The sequence below is a fragment of the Streptomyces sp. NPDC001351 genome, assembly GCF_042896045.1.
Taxonomy (GTDB): Bacteria; Actinomycetota; Actinomycetes; order Streptomycetales; family Streptomycetaceae; genus Streptomyces.
This window is the reverse complement of the sequence record NZ_JBIAWS010000012.1, coordinates 194,157-208,937: the sequence shown is the minus strand read 5'-3', so window position 1 is coordinate 208,937 and position 14,781 is coordinate 194,157. Positions and strand designations below refer to the sequence as shown.

Here is a 14,781-nt window from a genome sequence, read left to right as displayed (position 1 = left end):
CGCGTAACTCTTACAGGCGTCGACAATAGTTGCAGACGCGCTATAAGTGTAAACGCATTCAATGGTGGAGGCGGGTAGCAGTTGTCTGCAAGTAATTGCCCATGGGAAAACCCCCGCGGCCGCGACTCCGGCGGCCCGGGACCCGGGGATCCGGGGATCCGGGGTCAGACAGGCACGCGAAGCGTCTCGACGGCCTGGACCAGCGGGGCGAGTTCCGAGCTCTGGGCGGCCTCGTCCAAGGCCTCGCGCAGGGCCGCCTCGTTGGTCGGGCGAGCCTCCTCCAGGAGCCGGAGGCCGGCCTCGGTGACGTTGGTGTAGATGCCGCGCCGGTCGGTGGGGCACAGGTAGCGGGTCAGCAGCCCGCGGTCCTCCAGGCGGGTGACCAGCCGGGTCGTGGCGCTCTGGCTGAGGACCACCGCGTCGGCGACCTGCTTCATCTGCAGGTGTCCGCCCTCCCCGTCGTGCTGTCGGCTCAGCACGTCCAGCAGGGAGTACTCGCGCACGCTCAGATCGTGCCCGGCCTGCAGCGCGCGCTCGATATGGGCCTCGATCCTGCCGTGCAGCAGCGACAGGGCGGACCAGCTCGAGGCGAGCGCGGTGAGCGCCGGATCCGTCGCGGTCATGGGCTGGGTCCTCCGTCCCGAAGTGCCTGCGGTTCAGGATAGGACATCTGTGAAATTGTCGGCGAGGGCCGGTAGGGCGCGTATGCAAGAGGTGTGGGGTCGCGGCCGCGGGCATCCGCCTGGTACACCCATGGCATGGCAGACGCGGAATCCGGTCGTTTCGTGGCGGGGCAGACGGCGCTCGTCGTACCCGTACCCGAGGCGGAAGCGGTGGTCCGGCCCTGGCGGGACCGCTTCGACCCGGCGGCCCGGGCCGGTGTCCCGGCCCACGTCACCGTGGTCTTCCCCTTTCTGCCCGCCTCCCTCGTCGACGCCGGGGCCTGCGCCGCCCTGGACGAGATCTTCGGGCGGCACCGCTCCTTCGAGGCGCGGTTCGAGAAAACCGGACGGTTTCCCGGGGTGCTCTACCTCGCGCCCGACCCCGACGCTCCGTTCCGCCGGCTCACCGAGGCGGTCGTCGAGCGCTGGCCACAAGCCCCGCCGTACGGCGGGAAGTACGAGCCCCACCCACATCTGACGGTCGCCCAGGGCCAGGACGATGCCGTGCTGGACGAGATCGAGGCAGGCCTGCGCCCCGCCCTCCCCTTCACGGCCCGCGTGCCCACGGTCGACCTCGTGGCCCACGACGGCACCGAGTGGCTGCACCGGGCGTCCTTCGCCCTGCGGTAGCCGCCCGCAACCAAGCCGTCGTCGCCCGAAACCACTTGGCCGCAGCACCGGCCTCGCCGGTATCGTCCGGACTCCCGACCGGCCGCACCGGCGGCCGATCTCTGCGGAGAGCGCACGCGATGACCAGCCCGCGACCGACGACAACCCTGTGGCGCCCCACCGGCCCCAAGGAGCTGGAACTGGTCCGTGAGCTGGAGTGGCGGGCCTGGCCGCCGCGGCTGCCCGAGCAGCCGATCTTCTACCCGGTGCTCAACGAGGACTACGCCGTCAAGATCGCGCGGGACTGGAACGTCAAGCACGACGGTGCCGGCTTCGTCACCCGCTTCGAGGTCGACATGGAGTTCCTGAGCCGGTACCCCGTGCGGCAGGCCGGCGGCGAGAGCATCCTCGAGCTGTGGGTGCCGGCCGAGGAGCTCGACGAGTTCAACGCCCACATCGACGGCGAGATCCAGGTGGTCCACGAGTTCCGGTGAATCCCGTGCGTCATGGGTCACGGACGCGCCAAGTGCCGCATCGTCAGCGCCAGTTGCAGCCTGAGCCGGCCCTGCGGGGTGCGCAGCGGCCAGCCGAGCAGGTGCTCGGCCTGGGTCAGGCGGTCCTGGAGCGTGGAGTGGTGCACGTTGATCTCGGCGGCCGCCGCGCGCTGGCTCGTCGTGGCGGCCACGGCATGCAGCGTGGCCAGCAGCCCGGGCAGCGCGCCCGCCGCCGCTTCCAGGGCCCGCACGTCGGCAGGCGGCTCGGCGCCCGGTACGACGAGATCCGCGAGCAGCGCGATGCCGCCCAGCTCGTCGGTGTACACCACCCGCGGGCCGGGATCCCGTGGCGTGCCGTCGGCGGTGAACCGCAGGGCCGTGCGGGCCGCCGCCCAGGAGCCCGGCAGGTCGAGCACGGGGACGGCAGGCCCCACGCCGAGGCGACCGGCGGGCAACTCGGCGTCGCTCGGTCGGACACCCGCCCGGGCCGTCAGGATGCGGGGCGGTCCGTCGACGGGGGCAAGGGCGCGGATCCGTACGGCCGGGTCGGCGGGGTCGATGCCCAGGCGGCGGGCCGCGTGCAGCCGGGTCGGGTCGGGCACCGTGCCGTCGAGCAGCGTCTCGATCAGAGCCGGGTCGTCGGCCAGGGAGGCCGGGGCACGGCCCCGGGTGCGGTCCAGCACCAGCCGTATCGCACCGGCGGCACGCTCCAGGATCACCGCGTCGACCACGCTCGGCCCGGTACCCGCCCGCTCCAGCCAGAGGGCCGGGGCGCCCCCGGGCTCCAGTGCCGCGCACGGCCAGTCCGGCTCCGGCGCCGCTTCGGTGTCCTTGCGGGTGCCGTCGGGCTCGACCCGCACCCGCACGCGGCGGCCGGCATCGACGAGCCGCGCGGGACATCCGGCCAGCACGGCCGCCCCGCGCACCAGCGCCTCCAGACCCGCCTTGGTCTCGGCCAGCCGGTCGAAGTAGGCGATGACCCGCACGGCGGCACCGGCATCGGGATCCAGCGCGGTCAGGCGCCCGGCCAGCTCTTTCATACGGGTCATCATGCGCCATGGCGCACTCCATGAGGAGCGCCCGCGACATCCCGGCCGCACCAGTTGAGCGGCGCGACCGGACCCTGTGCCGATCCACGCCGGGCCGCCGGCCGCCGGGAACGCACTCGCCCCCGGTGAGCTCGCCGCGCTTGAGCGGCTGGGCAGCGCCGTGCCCACCCCCACGAGGATTCATGGGACTGCCGTGACGGCCGCCATCACCCGGCGCTTGGGAGCGCCGGCGACCGGCAGCGCCAGGGCGGGGCAGGAAGACATATTCCGCCCGAGCGCCGGCTGGCTGCGGCATGGAGGTGACCTGCCCGGTCGACCGCGGACTGCTCGTCGAGGGCCGCGGACTGCTGGCGCCCCCATACTCAGGCGGTGCCGGCCCGTCTCGCTGTCCGACGAGACCCTGCTGCCGCTCCTGATCATCCGGCTGACAAGACCGTCGTCCTGGACGCGCCCGTCGCCCCCGGTCAGCCAGCTCGACTTCGCGAGCGAAGGCGCGCGGCTGTGTTGTGCGGGTTCGCCGCGGGGTCTTTCTTCGACCGCGTGTTCCGGTCGCGCCCGTATATCTCGGTCTGCCAGCGCGGCTCCGCGACCGCACCTGCGCGGCCGTGTTGTACAGGTTCGCCGCGAGGTTTTTCCTCGACCGCGTGTCCCGGTCGCGCCCGTGGCTCCCGGTCGACCAGCGCGACTCCGCGCCCCCCGGCGGCCCCGCCGCACGTGGCCTCCGCACGAGGTTTCTGTTCCACCGCGTGTCCGGGTCGCGTCCGTCGTTTCCGGTCGACCAGCGCGACTCCGCGCCCCCCGGCGGCTCCGCCGGACGGCGCGACTCCGCGCCCCCCGGCGGCTCCGCCGGACGGCGCGACTCCGCGCCCCCCGGCGGCCCCGCCGCACGTGGCCTCCGCACGAGGTTTCTGTTCCACCGCGTGTCCGGGTCGCGTCCGTCGCTTCCGGTCGGCCAGCCCGACTCCTCGAACCACCCGCGCGGTCCTGCCGTACGACACTCGTCGTTGTGTCCGTGTCCTCGCGAGCCGGCAGCTCGCCGTGCTGCGGGAGGCCGGCTTCGTCACCAGGCGACGGGGCGGCAAGTACCTCCTACGGACCGCGACCCCGCGGGGACCGCGACTGCCCGGAAACCATGCCGGAGCGGCGGTCGCGGAACCCTCCTGACCGCCGCCCGCACCCCCGGCTACCGCGCCAGCAGCCGCCGCAACCAGTCCAGATGCGCCGCCCGGGCCGCCTGGGACAGCGTTGCCTGGGGGGCGAAGCCGTCGAAGCCGTGGAAGCCGCCCGGCCACACATGGAGCTCGGCCACTCCGCCCGCCTGCCAGATCCGGGAGGCGTAGGCCACGGTTTCATCGCGGAAGGTCTCCGCGGAGCCGACGTCGAGGAAGGCCGGAGGCAGGCCGGACAGGTCCTCGGCGCGGGCGGGCGCGGCGTACGGCGGCACGTCCGGGCCGCCGCGCCCCTCGCCCAGCAGCGCCGTCCAGCCGGTCTCGTTGGCGGTGCGGTCCCAGACGCCGAGGCCCGCCATCTGGTACGTGGACGGGCTGTCGTTGCGGTCGTCCAGCATCGGGCACATCAGCACCTGGCCGAGCGGCCGCGGCCCCTTGCGGTCCCGGGTCATCAGGGCCAGTGCCGCACTCAGCCCGCCCCCCGCGCTGGCACCCGCGATCACGATCCGCTCCGGGTCGGCGCCGAGCTCCTCGGCGTGCTCCGCCGTCCACAGCAGACCGGCGTACACGTCCTCGATCTGCGCCGGATACGGATGCTCCGGAGCCAGCCGGTACTCCACCGACACCACGACCGCGTCCAGCTGCTGCGCCCACGCCAGGGGTACGTCCACACCGACCCGGTTGTTCCCGATGATCAGGCCGCCGCCGTGGACGTGGTAGACGACGGGCCGCGGGCCGGCGGCCGCCGGGGCTGCGGGCCGGCAGATCAGCAGGGAGATGTCGGGCGCGTTCTCGGGGCCGGGCACGGTGCGGTCCTCGACGTCGAAGAACCCGCCCGCGGTCAGGTCGAGCTGGGCGAGCATCTCGATGCCCGGGCCCTGGCGCACCAGGTCGATCTCGTCGAGGGTGAGACCGGGCTGCACCACGTCCTTGATCAGCTCGAGTGCTGCGGCAAGTTCGGGATCGAACGGGGGCGGGACCAGGGTCATGACTGTCTCCTCACGCACGGCGCGGCGGCTCTGGCCGACATGATTCACGCACCGGCCGCCGCAGGGCCCGCCGCCGTCCGGCGGAACCTGCCCGCCGAACGGCGGGTGGCCGCCCGACATCTGCTCATGACCTTTTCGTGGCCGCCCTATGCGCGCTCGTGGCCGTCGACTTCCTCGTCGGGCGCAAGTCGCACGACGTGTCCCTCAAGGAAGCGGGACCTGGACGATCGTATGGATGGTGCTGGCCTGTCTCTTCGGTCTCGGCGTGTACCCACGGCGGTGGCGGGCCGACCGGCGAGTTCTTCGCCGGGTACATCACCGAGAAGTCGCTGAGCGTCGACAACCTCTTCGTCCTCGTCCTGACGGTCACGACGATCATGAGCCTGCGGGCCTCGAAGAAGCAGGAGGTGCTCAGGAGATGCCGGCGTTGCCCTGAAGGGTGCGGCTGTCTTGACTTGGAGAGCACGCGAAGTCCTAGCGTCACTGGGGACGGCAACGGTCCGGGCGGACGGAGACGGTCATGCGGGTGGGCGTACACATCAACCGGTTCAACCACAGCGGCGGAGGACCCGCCCTCGGTGCGGAACTCGCCGCGACGGGCGCCGCGGCCGAGGCGGCCGGGATCAGCCGGCTGTCGGTCATGGACCACTACTTCCAGATGGAGTTCAACGGCGGCGCCGAGGACCCGATGCTGGAGGCCTACACGACCCTCGGCTATCTGGCGGGCCACACCTCCACCGTTCAGCTGGGGGCGCTGGTGACCGGCGTGACCTACCGGCACCCCGGACTGCTCGCCAAGATCGCCACCACGCTGGACGTCCTGTCCGGCGGCCGCGCCACCCTCGGCATCGGTGCGGCCTGGTACGACCGCGAGCACGTGGGCCTCGGTGTACCGTTCCCGCCGATCGCCGAGCGCTTCGAACGGCTCGAGGAGACCCTGCGGATCTGTCTGCAGATGTGGGACCCGCAGGCCAACGGCCCCTTCGAGGGCAAGCACTACCAACTGGCCGAGACCCTGTGCGTACCGGCGCCGGTCAGCAGCCCCCACCCCGAGATCATGATCGGCGGCGGGGGCGAGAAGAAGACCCTGCGTCTGGTCGCCCGGTACGGCGACGCCTGCAACCTGTTCGCGACCTCGCCGGAGGAGGTCCGCCACAAGCTCGACGTGCTGCGCGGGCACTGCGAGGCCGAAGGGCGCGACTACGACCGGATCCGCAAGACGGTCGCCTACATGGGCGAGTCGGCCACGGCCGGCGATCTCGACGCCTTCACACGGGACATCTCCGGCTACACCAAGCTCGGCCTGGACACCGTGATCCTCGTGCCGCGTCTCGGGGAGCCCGCGGCGTGGATCGAGAGCTTCGTGGCCCCGGCCGTTCAGCGGCTGGCCGGGCTGGAGTGAGGCTCCGCGGGACCACTGCGCGAGACGACGCGCATCCCGCCGCCGTCGACCACCCGGACCTGCAGCGAGCCGCAGCCGCAACGCGTCCACTCCGTGCGGCCCGCCGCGGTGCTGTGCCTCGACACCACCTGGAAGGGCTCGGCGCCGTCCGGCCAGCCGCAGTGCGGGCAGCCGGTGCCGGTCGTGCTGATCATGGCAACTCCTCGTACGTCCTGACTGGTGGACCGTCGCGACACAGCCAGGGTGCAGCGGAACATCCGTACACGTCCAGGTTGACTTTGTGGACCCGACCTTGAAGCCTGGGCTTCATGATTGACCTGCGCCGACTGCACGTGCTGCGGGCGGTGGCCCACTACGGCACGGTCACCGCGGCCGCCCGAGCCCTGCACTTCACCACGTCCGCGGCCTCCCAGCAGATCCGCCAGCTCGCCCGTGACCTCGGTGTCGACCTGCTCGAACCGCAGGGCCGCGGGGTGCGGCTCACCCCGGCCGCCGAGAGCCTGCTCGCGCACGCGGACGCGATCCAGGCCCGCTGGGAGCAGGCCGAACTCGACCTGCGCGCCGAACACGCCCCCGCCGGGCCGCTGCGCGTGAGCGGGTTCCCGGTGGCCGTCTCGGTGTTGCTCGCCCCGATGGCGGTCCGGCTGCACGAGCGCCATCCGCGGCTGTCCGTGCGCATCCAGGAGGCCGGCGTCCCCGACAGCTTCGACCTGCTCTTCGAGGGGGAGACCGACCTCGCCGTCGTCGAGGCCACCCCGCACAACCCGCCCCTCGGCGACGCCCGCTTCGACCAGCAGCCGCTTCTTGACGACCCGTTCGACCTCGTCGTCCCGGAGGACCACCCGCTGGCCGGGCGCGAGCGCGTCGACCTGGCCGACGCGGCGCACGAGGACTGGATCGCCCCGGTGGCGGACAGCCCCTGCCGCCCGCATGTGCTGTCCGCCTGCGGGGAGGCCGGGTTCAGCCCGGACATCGTCCATCACGCGCTCGACTGGAACGTCACGGCCCACCTGGTCGCGAGCCGCCTCGGCGTCGCACTGGTCCCGCGGCTGGCCCAGCTGACCGGTCAGCTGCCCATCACCCGCGTGCGCTGCACCGGCAACCCGCACCGCAAGCTGCTCACCTGCACCCGCCGGGGTGCCCGGGAACGGCCCGCGGTCGCGGCCGCACTGCGGGAACTGCGCGAACTGGCGCCGACAGCGGTGGCCTGAGCCCCGGATCCGACACGCAAAGGGGCCGGAGCTGATCCGCTCCGGCCCCTCGGGGTAGTACTGCTGTCGGCTGCGCCTGGTCAGGCGGCAGCGGTCTCGTCCGCGTGACCGTGGATGCGGGCGATGACCTCGGTCAGCTGCGCGGCGACCTCGGCGTCGTCGGACGGGTGGGTCTCGGCGAAGCGGGTCAGCGAGCCGGGGATGGAGAGCTTGACGTCCTCCAGCACCTTGCCGCCGGCGATGCCCACGGCCTTGCGGGTCTCGTCCTGCGCCCACACACCGCCGAACTGGCCGAAGGCGGTGCCGACCACGGCGACCGGCTTGCCGCCGAAGGCGCCGGCGCCGTAGGGGCGGGACAGCCAGTCGATGGCGTTCTTCAGGACGGCCGGGATGGTGCCGTTGTACTCGGGGGAGAAGAACAGGAACGCGTCGGCGGCCTGCGCGGCCTCGCGCAGCTTCGCGGCGGCGGCCGGGACGCTGCCCTCGACGTCGATGTCCTCGTTGTAGAACGGGATCTCGCCCAGACCCTCGAACAGCACGACGTCCGCGCCCTCGGGGGCGAGCTTGACGGCCGCCTCGGCGAGCTGACGGTTGTGCGAACCGGCGCGAAGGCTGCCGACGAGCGCAAGGATGCGAACAGACATGGGGTACTCCAGAGGATGCTGAAACATTGCCGTTACGATCCGGACCGAGGTCCGTTTATTTTCTAGCATCTAACCGGACCGCGGTCCAGTTTTGTTCCCGATGCTTTACGCTGTCTTCATGTCCGCCACGCTGCCGCCCTTCCCGAGGCCTCAAGAGCCCACTGGCGAGCCTGAGTTGCTGCAGCTCGGCTCTGCCGAGGACGATCCTTGCCTGCGCGCCGACGCCGCCCGCAACCGGGCCAGGCTGCTTGAGGCGGCCACCAGGCTGATCGCGGAGCACGGCGCGGCCGGGGTCACCATGGAGGCGGTCGCCGCAGCGGCCAATGTGGGCAAGGGGACCGTCTTCCGCCGCTTCGGCGACCGCACCGGGCTGCTGACGGCGCTGCTCGACCATTCGTCGAGGAAACTGCAGGCCGACTTCCTCGGCGGACCGCCGCCGCTGGGTCCCGGGGCGCCGCCGGCGGAGCGGCTGCGGGCGTTCGGGGTGGCGGTGCTGTATCGCTCGGTCGAGCAGCTGGACCTGCAACTGGCCGCCCAGCCGGAGCCCGCCCGCCGCTTCGCCCACCCCTCGCTGCGGGCGCTGCACACCCACGTCACCATCCTGCTGCGACAGATCGCCCCGGACGCCGACTGCGAACTCCTCGCCCAGACCCTGATGGGCTATCTCGACCCCGCCCTGATCCACCATCTGACCAAGCAGTGCGGCATGCCGCTGGAGCGCCTGGAGAAGGGCTGGATCGACCTGGTCGACCGCGTCATCCGCAGCGGCCCGCCCTGCTGAGCCCCGCTCGGCCGCGGTCGGCGACGCCCCGCCTGTGGTCTCGGCCACAGGTTCTGCAAAGATGCCGTACGTCATGGTGCAGATACCGAAAACGCCCGCGTCCTCGTCGCCCGCACCGCGCTCCGTGCCCACGAGCGCCGATGTGGCCCGCCTGGCCGGCGTCTCGCGCGCGACCGTCTCCTACGTCCTCAACAACGCCAGCGCCGTACGGATCAGCGAGCCCACGCGCCGCCGGGTCCACGAGGCCGCCAAGGAACTCGGGTACGTGCCGCACGCGGCGGCCCGCAGCCTGCGCGCCGGACACAGCCGCATGGTCCTGATGCCCGCGCCGAGCTTCCCGGTCGGCCCCCTCTACAGCCAGTTCATCAGCGAGCTGCAGTGGGCGCTGGGCCGCCTCGACTACACGGTCGTGCAGTACGGCTCCGTCGGCGTGCACGGCGACGAGGCCGCCCGCGCCTGGGCCGAGCTGCGCCCGGTCGCGGTGCTGGTGCCCGGCCCTGGCTCCCTCGGCCCGCAGGGCGTGACCGTGCTCAAGCGCTCCGGCGCCCGGGCCGTCGTCACCCTCGGCCCCCACTCCGTCGACGGCGCGCACGCCCTGCTGATGGACCACGAGGCCGTCGGCCACTGCGCCGGCAGCCATCTCTTCGACCGCGGCCGGCGCCGCATCGGCGTCGTCGTGCCCGAGGAGGACGGCCTGGAGTCCTTCTCCCTGCCCCGCCTCGACGGTGTGCGCCGCGCCCTGCACGGCACCGATGCCATCGTCACCGAACTGCCCCTCGGCTACGAGGAGGAATCCGCCGCGCGCCTCGCCGCCCGCTGGCGCGCACTCGACCTGGACGCCGTGTTCGCGTACAACGACGAGTACGCGATGCTGCTGATGCGCGCCCTGCAGGACGCGGGAGTGCGCATCCCGGAGGAAACGGCCGTGATCGGCGCCGACGACCTCACGCTCGGCCGGCTGCTCAGGCCCCGGCTGAGCACGGTCCACATCGAGCTGCCGTCCGGCCGCGACCTCGCCGAACTGGTCGACCGCGCGGTCCGCAACCCCGGCGCCGCGCCCGAGACGCACAAGGTGCTGGGAGCCACGGTGGTGCACCGCGACTCCAGCTGAACCCCCGGGAGGCGCCCATGCGTACGACGGTCGGCATCATCGGCGGTGGCCCCGCCGGGCTGCTGCTGGCCCGGCTGCTGCACCGCGCCGGCATCGACTGCGTCGTCCTGGAGGCCAGGAACCGCGAGTACGTCGAGCACCGTCAGCGCGCCGGAATGCTGGAACAGGGCACCGTCGACGCCCTGCGCGAGGCCGGCGCCGCCGAGCGCCTGAACGCCGAGGGCCTGGTCCACCAGGGCATCGAGCTGCGCTTCGACCGCGAACGCCACCACATCGACTTCCCGGCCCTCACCGGCGGCCGCACCGTCACCATCTACGCCCAGACCGAGATCGTCAAAGACCTCGTCGCCCTCCAACTGGCCGACGGGCCGCCCCTGTTGTTCGAGGCGGAGGCCCTCGCGATCGAGAAGCCGGAGAGTGCCTCGCCCGTCGTACGCTTCCTGCACGAGGGCCGCGAGCAGACGCTGGCCTGCGACTGGGTGATCGGCTGCGACGGCTTCCACGGCATCTCCCGTGACACTTTCCCCGCCGAGAGCAGCCGCTCGTACGCGCACGACTACCCGTACTCCTGGCTCGGGATCCTCGCCGACGTGGCGCCTTCCTGCGACGAACTGATCTACGCGCGCGGTGAGAGCGGATTCGCCCTGCACAGCATGCGCTCCCCGCACCTGTCCCGCCTCTACCTCCAGGTCCCCAACGACACCGACCCCGACGACTGGCCCGACGAGCGCATCTGGGACGAACTCGCCGCCCGGTTCGCCGTCGACGCCGACTGGACCCTGCACCGCGGCCCCATCACCGCCAAGTCCGTGACCTCGATGCGCAGCTACGTCCACGAGCCGATGCGCCACGGCCGACTGCTGCTGGCCGGCGACGCCGCCCACATCGTGCCGCCGACCGGGGCCAAGGGCCTCAACCTCGCCGTCTCCGACGTGCGCGTCCTCGCCCGCGCCTTCGCCGAACTGCACCGCAGCGGATCCGAGCAACTCCTCGACTCCTATTCCGAGACCTGCCTCGCGCGGGTGTGGCAGGCCACACGTTTCTCCTATGACATGACTAAGATGTTGCATGCTCAACCAGATGGGGATGTGTTCGAGGACCGCCTGCAGTTGACACGTCTGCGCCGGATCGCCGCATCCCGCCACGCGGCCGCCGAACTGGCCGCCAACTACACGGGACTTCCGCTGATGACCTGAGTCCCGCCGGTGAGGAAACGGAGAGCCGTCATGCCGCTGCTCGACCCGAAGACCTGGCAGCCCCGACCCCTGTCGGGACCGGAGTACGCCGTGACGGAGCCCGCCACCGGGGACACCCTCGCGACCGTCACCCTCGCCTCGGCCGCGGACGTCGGCCCGGCCGCCGAGGCCGCCCGCGCCGCCCAGACCGAGTGGGCCCGCGTCCCGCACTTCGTCCGCGCCGGCGTGCTGCGCAAGGCCGGCGACCTGTTCGCCGCGCACGCCGACGAGCTGCGCGAATGGCTCGTCCGCGAGTCCGGCTCCATCCCCGGCAAGGCCGAATTCGAACTGCACGTCGCCGCCCAGGAGTGCTACGAGGCCGCCGCCCTCGCCTCCCGCCCGGCCGGACAGATCCTGCCCAGCGAGGCACCCCGGCTGTCCTACACGCGACGCATCCCGGTCGGCGTGGTCGGCGTGATCTCCCCCTTCAACGCCCCGCTGATCCTCTCGATCCGCTCGGTCGCCCCGGCCCTCGCGCTCGGCAACGCGGTCGTCCTCAAGCCGGACCCGCGCACGGCGGTCTGCGGCGGGCTCTCCCTCGCCGCGGTCTTCGCCGAGGCTGGCCTGCCCGAGAACCTGCTGCACGTCCTGCCCGGCGGCCCGGACGTCGGCCAGGCCCTGGTCGCCGACCCGAAGGTCCCCGTCATCTCCTTCACCGGCTCCACGGCGGCGGGCCGCGCGGTCGGCGAGGCGGGCGGCCGCCACCTCAAGCGCGTCCACCTGGAACTCGGCGGCAACTCCGCCCTGGTCGTCCTCGAGGACGCCGACCTGGACGCGGTGATCTCCACGGCCGCCTGGGGCTCGTTCTTCCACCAGGGCCAGATCTGCATGACGACCGGCCGCCACCTGGTGCACCAGTCGCTCTACGAGGAGTACGTCGAGCGCCTCGCCGCCAAGGCCGACTCCCTCGCGGTCGGCGACCCGCACCGCGAGCAGGTCCACCTCGGCCCCATCATCGACGACGCCCAGCTGACCAAGGTGCACGGCCTGGTCGAGGCCAGCACCTCCCGCGGCGCCAAACTGGCCGCGGGCGGCACCCACGACCGCCTCTTCTACCGGCCGACGGTCCTCGCCGGCGTCGACGACCAGAGCCCCGCCTACGCCGAGGAGGTCTTCGGCCCGGTCGCGCCCGTACGGTCCTTCGCCACCGCCGACGAGGCGGCAGCCCTGGCGTCGGCGGGGGAGTACGGCCTGTCCCTGGGCATCGTCACCCGCGACGCGGCCCGCGGCCTCGACCTCGCCGAGCGCATCCCGACCGGCATCGTCCACATCAACGACCAGACGGTCAACGACGAGGCCGTGGCCCCCTTCGGAGGCATCGCCGCGTCCGGCACCGGCGCCCGCTTCGGCGGCGAGGCCAACCTGGAGGCCTTCACCGACGTGCGCTGGACGACGGTGCGCGGTGACGTGGCGCCGTATCCGTTCTAGAGAGGGCTACCGGTCCAGAGAGCGATACCGGTGCAGAGAGGGCTACTGGCCGTTCTGCTCGGCCTGCGCCTGCTGCTCCGCGACCGCCTTGCGGACCTCGTCCATGTCCAGCTTGCGGGCCTGGCCGATGACATCCGTCAAGGCGGCCTCGGGCAGCGCGCCCGGCTGCGCGAACACCGCGACCTGGTCGCGGACGATCATCAGCGTCGGGATCGACTGGATACCGAAGGCCGCGGCCAGCTCCGGCTGCGCCTCGGTGTCGATCTTGCCGAACACCAGGTCCGGGTTGTCCTCGGCCGCCTTCTCGTAGACCGGCGCGAACTGACGGCACGGCCCGCACCACGACGCCCAGAAGTCGATCAGGACGAAGTCGTTGTCCGTGACCGTCTGGTCGAAGTTCTCCTTGGTGAGCTCCACGGTGCTGCTCATGACCTGAAATCCCTCTTCCTGCTGTCGGGGCGAAGCCGTCGGCACAACACGGCCGGCCGGTCACGTATTCCGCGCCCCTACCCGTGTGGCCTGAGCGCACACCACCCACCAGACTGACCTCATGACGGAAACGGAAACCATCGCGTACGACGTCGTGGTGCTCGGGGCCGGGCCCGTGGGGGAGAACGTGGCCGACCGCACCCGCGCGGCCGGCCTGTCCACCGCGGTCGTGGAGAGCGAACTGGTCGGCGGCGAATGCTCGTACTGGGCCTGCATCCCCAGCAAGGCCCTGCTGCGCCCGGTCATCGCCCGCGCGGACGCCCGCCGGGTGCCCGGCCTGCGCCAGTCGGTGCAGGGCCCCCTCGACGCCGCCGCGGTCCTCGCCCACCGCAACTACTACACCTCCGACTGGCACGACGACGGCGCCGCCGGCTGGCTGGACGGCATCGGCGCCGACCTCCACCGCGGCCACGGCCGCCTCACCGGCCCGCGCACGGTGACCGTCACCGGCTCCGACGGCGGGCAGAAGGTGCTCACTGCCCGGCACGCCGTCGCCGTCTGCACCGGCACCGACGCCGTCCTGCCCGACCTGCCGGGCCTGGCCGACGTCAAGCCGTGGACCAGCAGGAACGCCACCAGCGCGCAGGAGGTGCCGGGCCGGCTGGTCGTGGTGGGCGGGGGAGTGGTCGCCACCGAGATGGCCACCGCCTGGCAGGCCCTCGGTTCCCAGGTCACCGTCCTGGTGCGCGGCAAGGGCCTGCTCAACCGCATGGAACCCTTCGCCGGGGAACTGGTCGCCGAGGCCCTCACCGAGGCCGGCGCCGACGTCCGCACCGGCACCTCGGTCGAGTCGGTCACCCGCGAGAACGGCACGGTCGTGGTGCTGACCGACCAGGGCGACCGCATCGAAGCCGACGAGATCCTCTTCGCCACCGGCCGCCGACCGAAGACCGGCGACATCGGCCTGGACACGGTCGGCCTGGAGCCGGGCAGCTGGCTCGCGGTCGACGACAGCCTGCGCGTGACCGGCACCGACTGGCTCTACGCGGTCGGCGACGTCAACCACCGCGCCCTCCTCACCCACCAGGGCAAGTACCAGGCCCGCATCGCGGGCGCCGCCATCGCCGCCCGCGCCTCCGGCGTCCCGCTCCCGGAGTCGGACCCATGGGGCGCCCACGCCGCCACCGCCGACCACCACGCCGTACCCCAGGTCGTCTTCACCGACCCGGAGGCGGCCGCCGTCGGCCTGTCCCTCGCCGAGGCGGAACAGGCCGGCCACCGGGTACGGGCCGTCGACGTCGACATGACCTCCGCATCCGGCGCCGGCCTGTACGCCGACGGCTACCGCGGCCGCGCCCGCATGGTCGTGGACCTGAACGAGGAGATCCTGCGCGGAGTCACCTTCGTCGGCCCCGGCGTCGGCGAGCTCATCCACTCGGCCACGATCGCGGTCGCCGGCCAGGTTCCGATCAGCAGGCTCTGGCACGCGGTGCCGTCGTTCCCGACGATCAGCGAGGTGTGGCTGCGGCTGCTGGAGGCATACCGGGACAACTGACCACCCGGGAACG

The 14,781-nt window shown here is 72.5% G+C and carries 15 protein-coding genes and 1 pseudogene; 10 read left to right on the top strand and 6 right to left on the bottom strand.

From position 1 onward, the window contains the following. Window positions 1-164 precede the first annotated feature (164 nt). Entirely contained in the window at window positions 165-623 is a 459-nt protein-coding gene (locus tag ACFY1U_RS36955) for a MarR family winged helix-turn-helix transcriptional regulator (RefSeq protein ID WP_390698407.1), read from the bottom strand. A gap of 135 nt (window positions 624-758) precedes the next feature. On the opposite strand from ACFY1U_RS36955, the gene ACFY1U_RS36950 reads away from it, so the two are divergent. Together ACFY1U_RS36950 and ACFY1U_RS36945 are read left to right on the top strand one after the other, a co-directional pair. Next, window positions 759-1,292, top strand: a complete 534-nt coding sequence (locus ACFY1U_RS36950) for a 2'-5' RNA ligase family protein (protein ID WP_390698406.1) — start codon at window positions 759-761, stop codon at window positions 1,290-1,292. 119 nt (window positions 1,293-1,411) lie between these two features. Further along, window positions 1,412-1,765, top strand: coding sequence for a hypothetical protein (locus tag ACFY1U_RS36945; protein WP_390698405.1), 354 nt, complete (start codon window positions 1,412-1,414; stop codon window positions 1,763-1,765). A gap of 17 nt (window positions 1,766-1,782) precedes the next feature. Here ACFY1U_RS36945 and ACFY1U_RS36940 read toward each other — a convergent pair whose 3' ends face one another. Then, window positions 1,783-2,805, bottom strand: a complete 1,023-nt coding sequence (locus tag ACFY1U_RS36940) for a helix-turn-helix domain-containing protein (protein ID WP_390698404.1) — start codon at window positions 2,803-2,805, stop codon at window positions 1,783-1,785. A gap of 1,192 nt (window positions 2,806-3,997) precedes the next feature. Beyond that, window positions 3,998-4,972, bottom strand: coding sequence for an alpha/beta hydrolase (locus ACFY1U_RS36935; protein WP_390698403.1), 975 nt, complete (start codon window positions 4,970-4,972; stop codon window positions 3,998-4,000). Window positions 4,973-5,109: 137 nt separating this feature from the next. On the opposite strand from ACFY1U_RS36935, the pseudogene ACFY1U_RS36930 reads away from it, so the two are divergent. Together ACFY1U_RS36930 and ACFY1U_RS36925 are read left to right on the top strand one after the other, a co-directional pair. Next, window positions 5,110-5,334 (top strand): annotated as a pseudogene (locus tag ACFY1U_RS36930) (TerC family protein); the annotation flags it as partial. Between the two features lie 158 nt (window positions 5,335-5,492). Beyond that, entirely contained in the window at window positions 5,493-6,374 is an 882-nt protein-coding gene (locus tag ACFY1U_RS36925; protein WP_390698402.1) for an LLM class F420-dependent oxidoreductase, read from the top strand. On the opposite strand, the gene ACFY1U_RS36920 is transcribed toward ACFY1U_RS36925, so the two are convergent. Further along, window positions 6,350-6,568 carry a hypothetical protein gene (locus ACFY1U_RS36920; RefSeq protein ID WP_390698401.1) on the bottom strand — a complete coding sequence of 73 codons (219 nt, stop codon included), beginning with the start codon at window positions 6,566-6,568 and terminating at the stop codon, window positions 6,350-6,352. The two genes, ACFY1U_RS36925 and ACFY1U_RS36920, sit on opposite strands and share 25 nt — an antisense overlap. Before the next feature lie 114 nt (window positions 6,569-6,682). Here ACFY1U_RS36920 and ACFY1U_RS36915 point away from each other — a divergent pair, with 114 nt between their 5' ends. Continuing rightward, window positions 6,683-7,585, top strand: a complete 903-nt coding sequence (locus ACFY1U_RS36915) for a LysR family transcriptional regulator (protein ID WP_390698400.1) — start codon at window positions 6,683-6,685, stop codon at window positions 7,583-7,585. Between the two features lie 80 nt (window positions 7,586-7,665). Here the strand turns inward: ACFY1U_RS36915 and ACFY1U_RS36910 are convergent, their stop codons facing one another. After that, window positions 7,666-8,229: an NAD(P)H-dependent oxidoreductase gene (locus ACFY1U_RS36910; RefSeq protein WP_390698399.1), complete on the bottom strand. Its 564-nt coding sequence runs from the start codon at window positions 8,227-8,229 to the stop codon at window positions 7,666-7,668. A 100-nt stretch (window positions 8,230-8,329) separates the two neighbouring features. On the opposite strand from ACFY1U_RS36910, the gene ACFY1U_RS36905 reads away from it, so the two are divergent. The 4 genes from ACFY1U_RS36905 to ACFY1U_RS36890 all read left to right on the top strand — a co-directional run bounded on the left by ACFY1U_RS36905 (window position 8,330) and on the right by ACFY1U_RS36890 (window position 12,784). Then, complete coding sequence (locus tag ACFY1U_RS36905; protein WP_390698398.1) at window positions 8,330-9,010, top strand: TetR/AcrR family transcriptional regulator; 681 nt, start codon at window positions 8,330-8,332, stop codon at window positions 9,008-9,010. Between the two features lie 61 nt (window positions 9,011-9,071). Then, the gene (locus ACFY1U_RS36900; RefSeq protein WP_390698397.1) at window positions 9,072-10,121 is read left to right on the top strand and encodes a LacI family DNA-binding transcriptional regulator; all 1,050 of its coding nucleotides are present in this window, start codon (window positions 9,072-9,074) and stop codon (window positions 10,119-10,121) included. A gap of 17 nt (window positions 10,122-10,138) precedes the next feature. Continuing rightward, window positions 10,139-11,317, top strand: coding sequence for a 4-hydroxybenzoate 3-monooxygenase (locus ACFY1U_RS36895; RefSeq protein ID WP_390698396.1), 1,179 nt, complete (start codon window positions 10,139-10,141; stop codon window positions 11,315-11,317). Between the two features lie 30 nt (window positions 11,318-11,347). Continuing rightward, window positions 11,348-12,784, top strand: a complete 1,437-nt coding sequence (locus ACFY1U_RS36890) for a benzaldehyde dehydrogenase (protein WP_390698395.1) — start codon at window positions 11,348-11,350, stop codon at window positions 12,782-12,784. A gap of 42 nt (window positions 12,785-12,826) precedes the next feature. Here ACFY1U_RS36890 and trxA read toward each other — a convergent pair whose 3' ends face one another. Further along, the gene (trxA, locus tag ACFY1U_RS36885; protein WP_099933232.1) at window positions 12,827-13,213 is read right to left on the bottom strand and encodes a thioredoxin; all 387 of its coding nucleotides are present in this window, start codon (window positions 13,211-13,213) and stop codon (window positions 12,827-12,829) included. A 121-nt stretch (window positions 13,214-13,334) separates the two neighbouring features. Between trxA and ACFY1U_RS36880 the strand changes: the two genes are divergently transcribed. Further along, on the top strand, window positions 13,335-14,768 hold the full coding sequence (locus ACFY1U_RS36880) for a dihydrolipoyl dehydrogenase family protein (RefSeq protein WP_390698394.1): 1,434 nt from the start codon (window positions 13,335-13,337) through the stop codon (window positions 14,766-14,768). The last annotated feature ends 13 nt before the right edge of the window (window positions 14,769-14,781 follow it).

Bases quoted from the DNA above. Each gene is read 5' to 3' on its own strand.
- ACFY1U_RS36920 (WP_390698401.1), bottom strand. From the start codon at position 6,568: ATGATCAGCACGACCGGCACCGGCTGCCCGCACTGCGGCTGGCCGGAC.
- ACFY1U_RS36895 (WP_390698396.1), top strand. From the start codon at position 10,139: ATGCGTACGACGGTCGGCATCATCGGCGGTGGCCCCGCCGGGCTGCTG.
- ACFY1U_RS36950 (WP_390698406.1), top strand. From the start codon at position 759: ATGGCAGACGCGGAATCCGGTCGTTTCGTGGCGGGGCAGACGGCGCTC.
- ACFY1U_RS36955 (WP_390698407.1), bottom strand. From the start codon at position 623: ATGACCGCGACGGATCCGGCGCTCACCGCGCTCGCCTCGAGCTGGTCC.
- trxA (WP_099933232.1), bottom strand. From the start codon at position 13,213: ATGAGCAGCACCGTGGAGCTCACCAAGGAGAACTTCGACCAGACGGTC.
- ACFY1U_RS36880 (WP_390698394.1), top strand. From the start codon at position 13,335: ATGACGGAAACGGAAACCATCGCGTACGACGTCGTGGTGCTCGGGGCC.
- ACFY1U_RS36890 (WP_390698395.1), top strand. From the start codon at position 11,348: ATGCCGCTGCTCGACCCGAAGACCTGGCAGCCCCGACCCCTGTCGGGA.
- ACFY1U_RS36940 (WP_390698404.1), bottom strand. From the start codon at position 2,805: ATGAAAGAGCTGGCCGGGCGCCTGACCGCGCTGGATCCCGATGCCGGT.
- ACFY1U_RS36910 (WP_390698399.1), bottom strand. From the start codon at position 8,229: ATGTCTGTTCGCATCCTTGCGCTCGTCGGCAGCCTTCGCGCCGGTTCG.
- ACFY1U_RS36900 (WP_390698397.1), top strand. From the start codon at position 9,072: ATGCCGTACGTCATGGTGCAGATACCGAAAACGCCCGCGTCCTCGTCG.
- ACFY1U_RS36925 (WP_390698402.1), top strand. From the start codon at position 5,493: ATGCGGGTGGGCGTACACATCAACCGGTTCAACCACAGCGGCGGAGGA.
- ACFY1U_RS36915 (WP_390698400.1), top strand. From the start codon at position 6,683: ATGATTGACCTGCGCCGACTGCACGTGCTGCGGGCGGTGGCCCACTAC.
- ACFY1U_RS36905 (WP_390698398.1), top strand. From the start codon at position 8,330: ATGCTTTACGCTGTCTTCATGTCCGCCACGCTGCCGCCCTTCCCGAGG.
- ACFY1U_RS36935 (WP_390698403.1), bottom strand. From the start codon at position 4,972: ATGACCCTGGTCCCGCCCCCGTTCGATCCCGAACTTGCCGCAGCACTC.
- ACFY1U_RS36945 (WP_390698405.1), top strand. From the start codon at position 1,412: ATGACCAGCCCGCGACCGACGACAACCCTGTGGCGCCCCACCGGCCCC.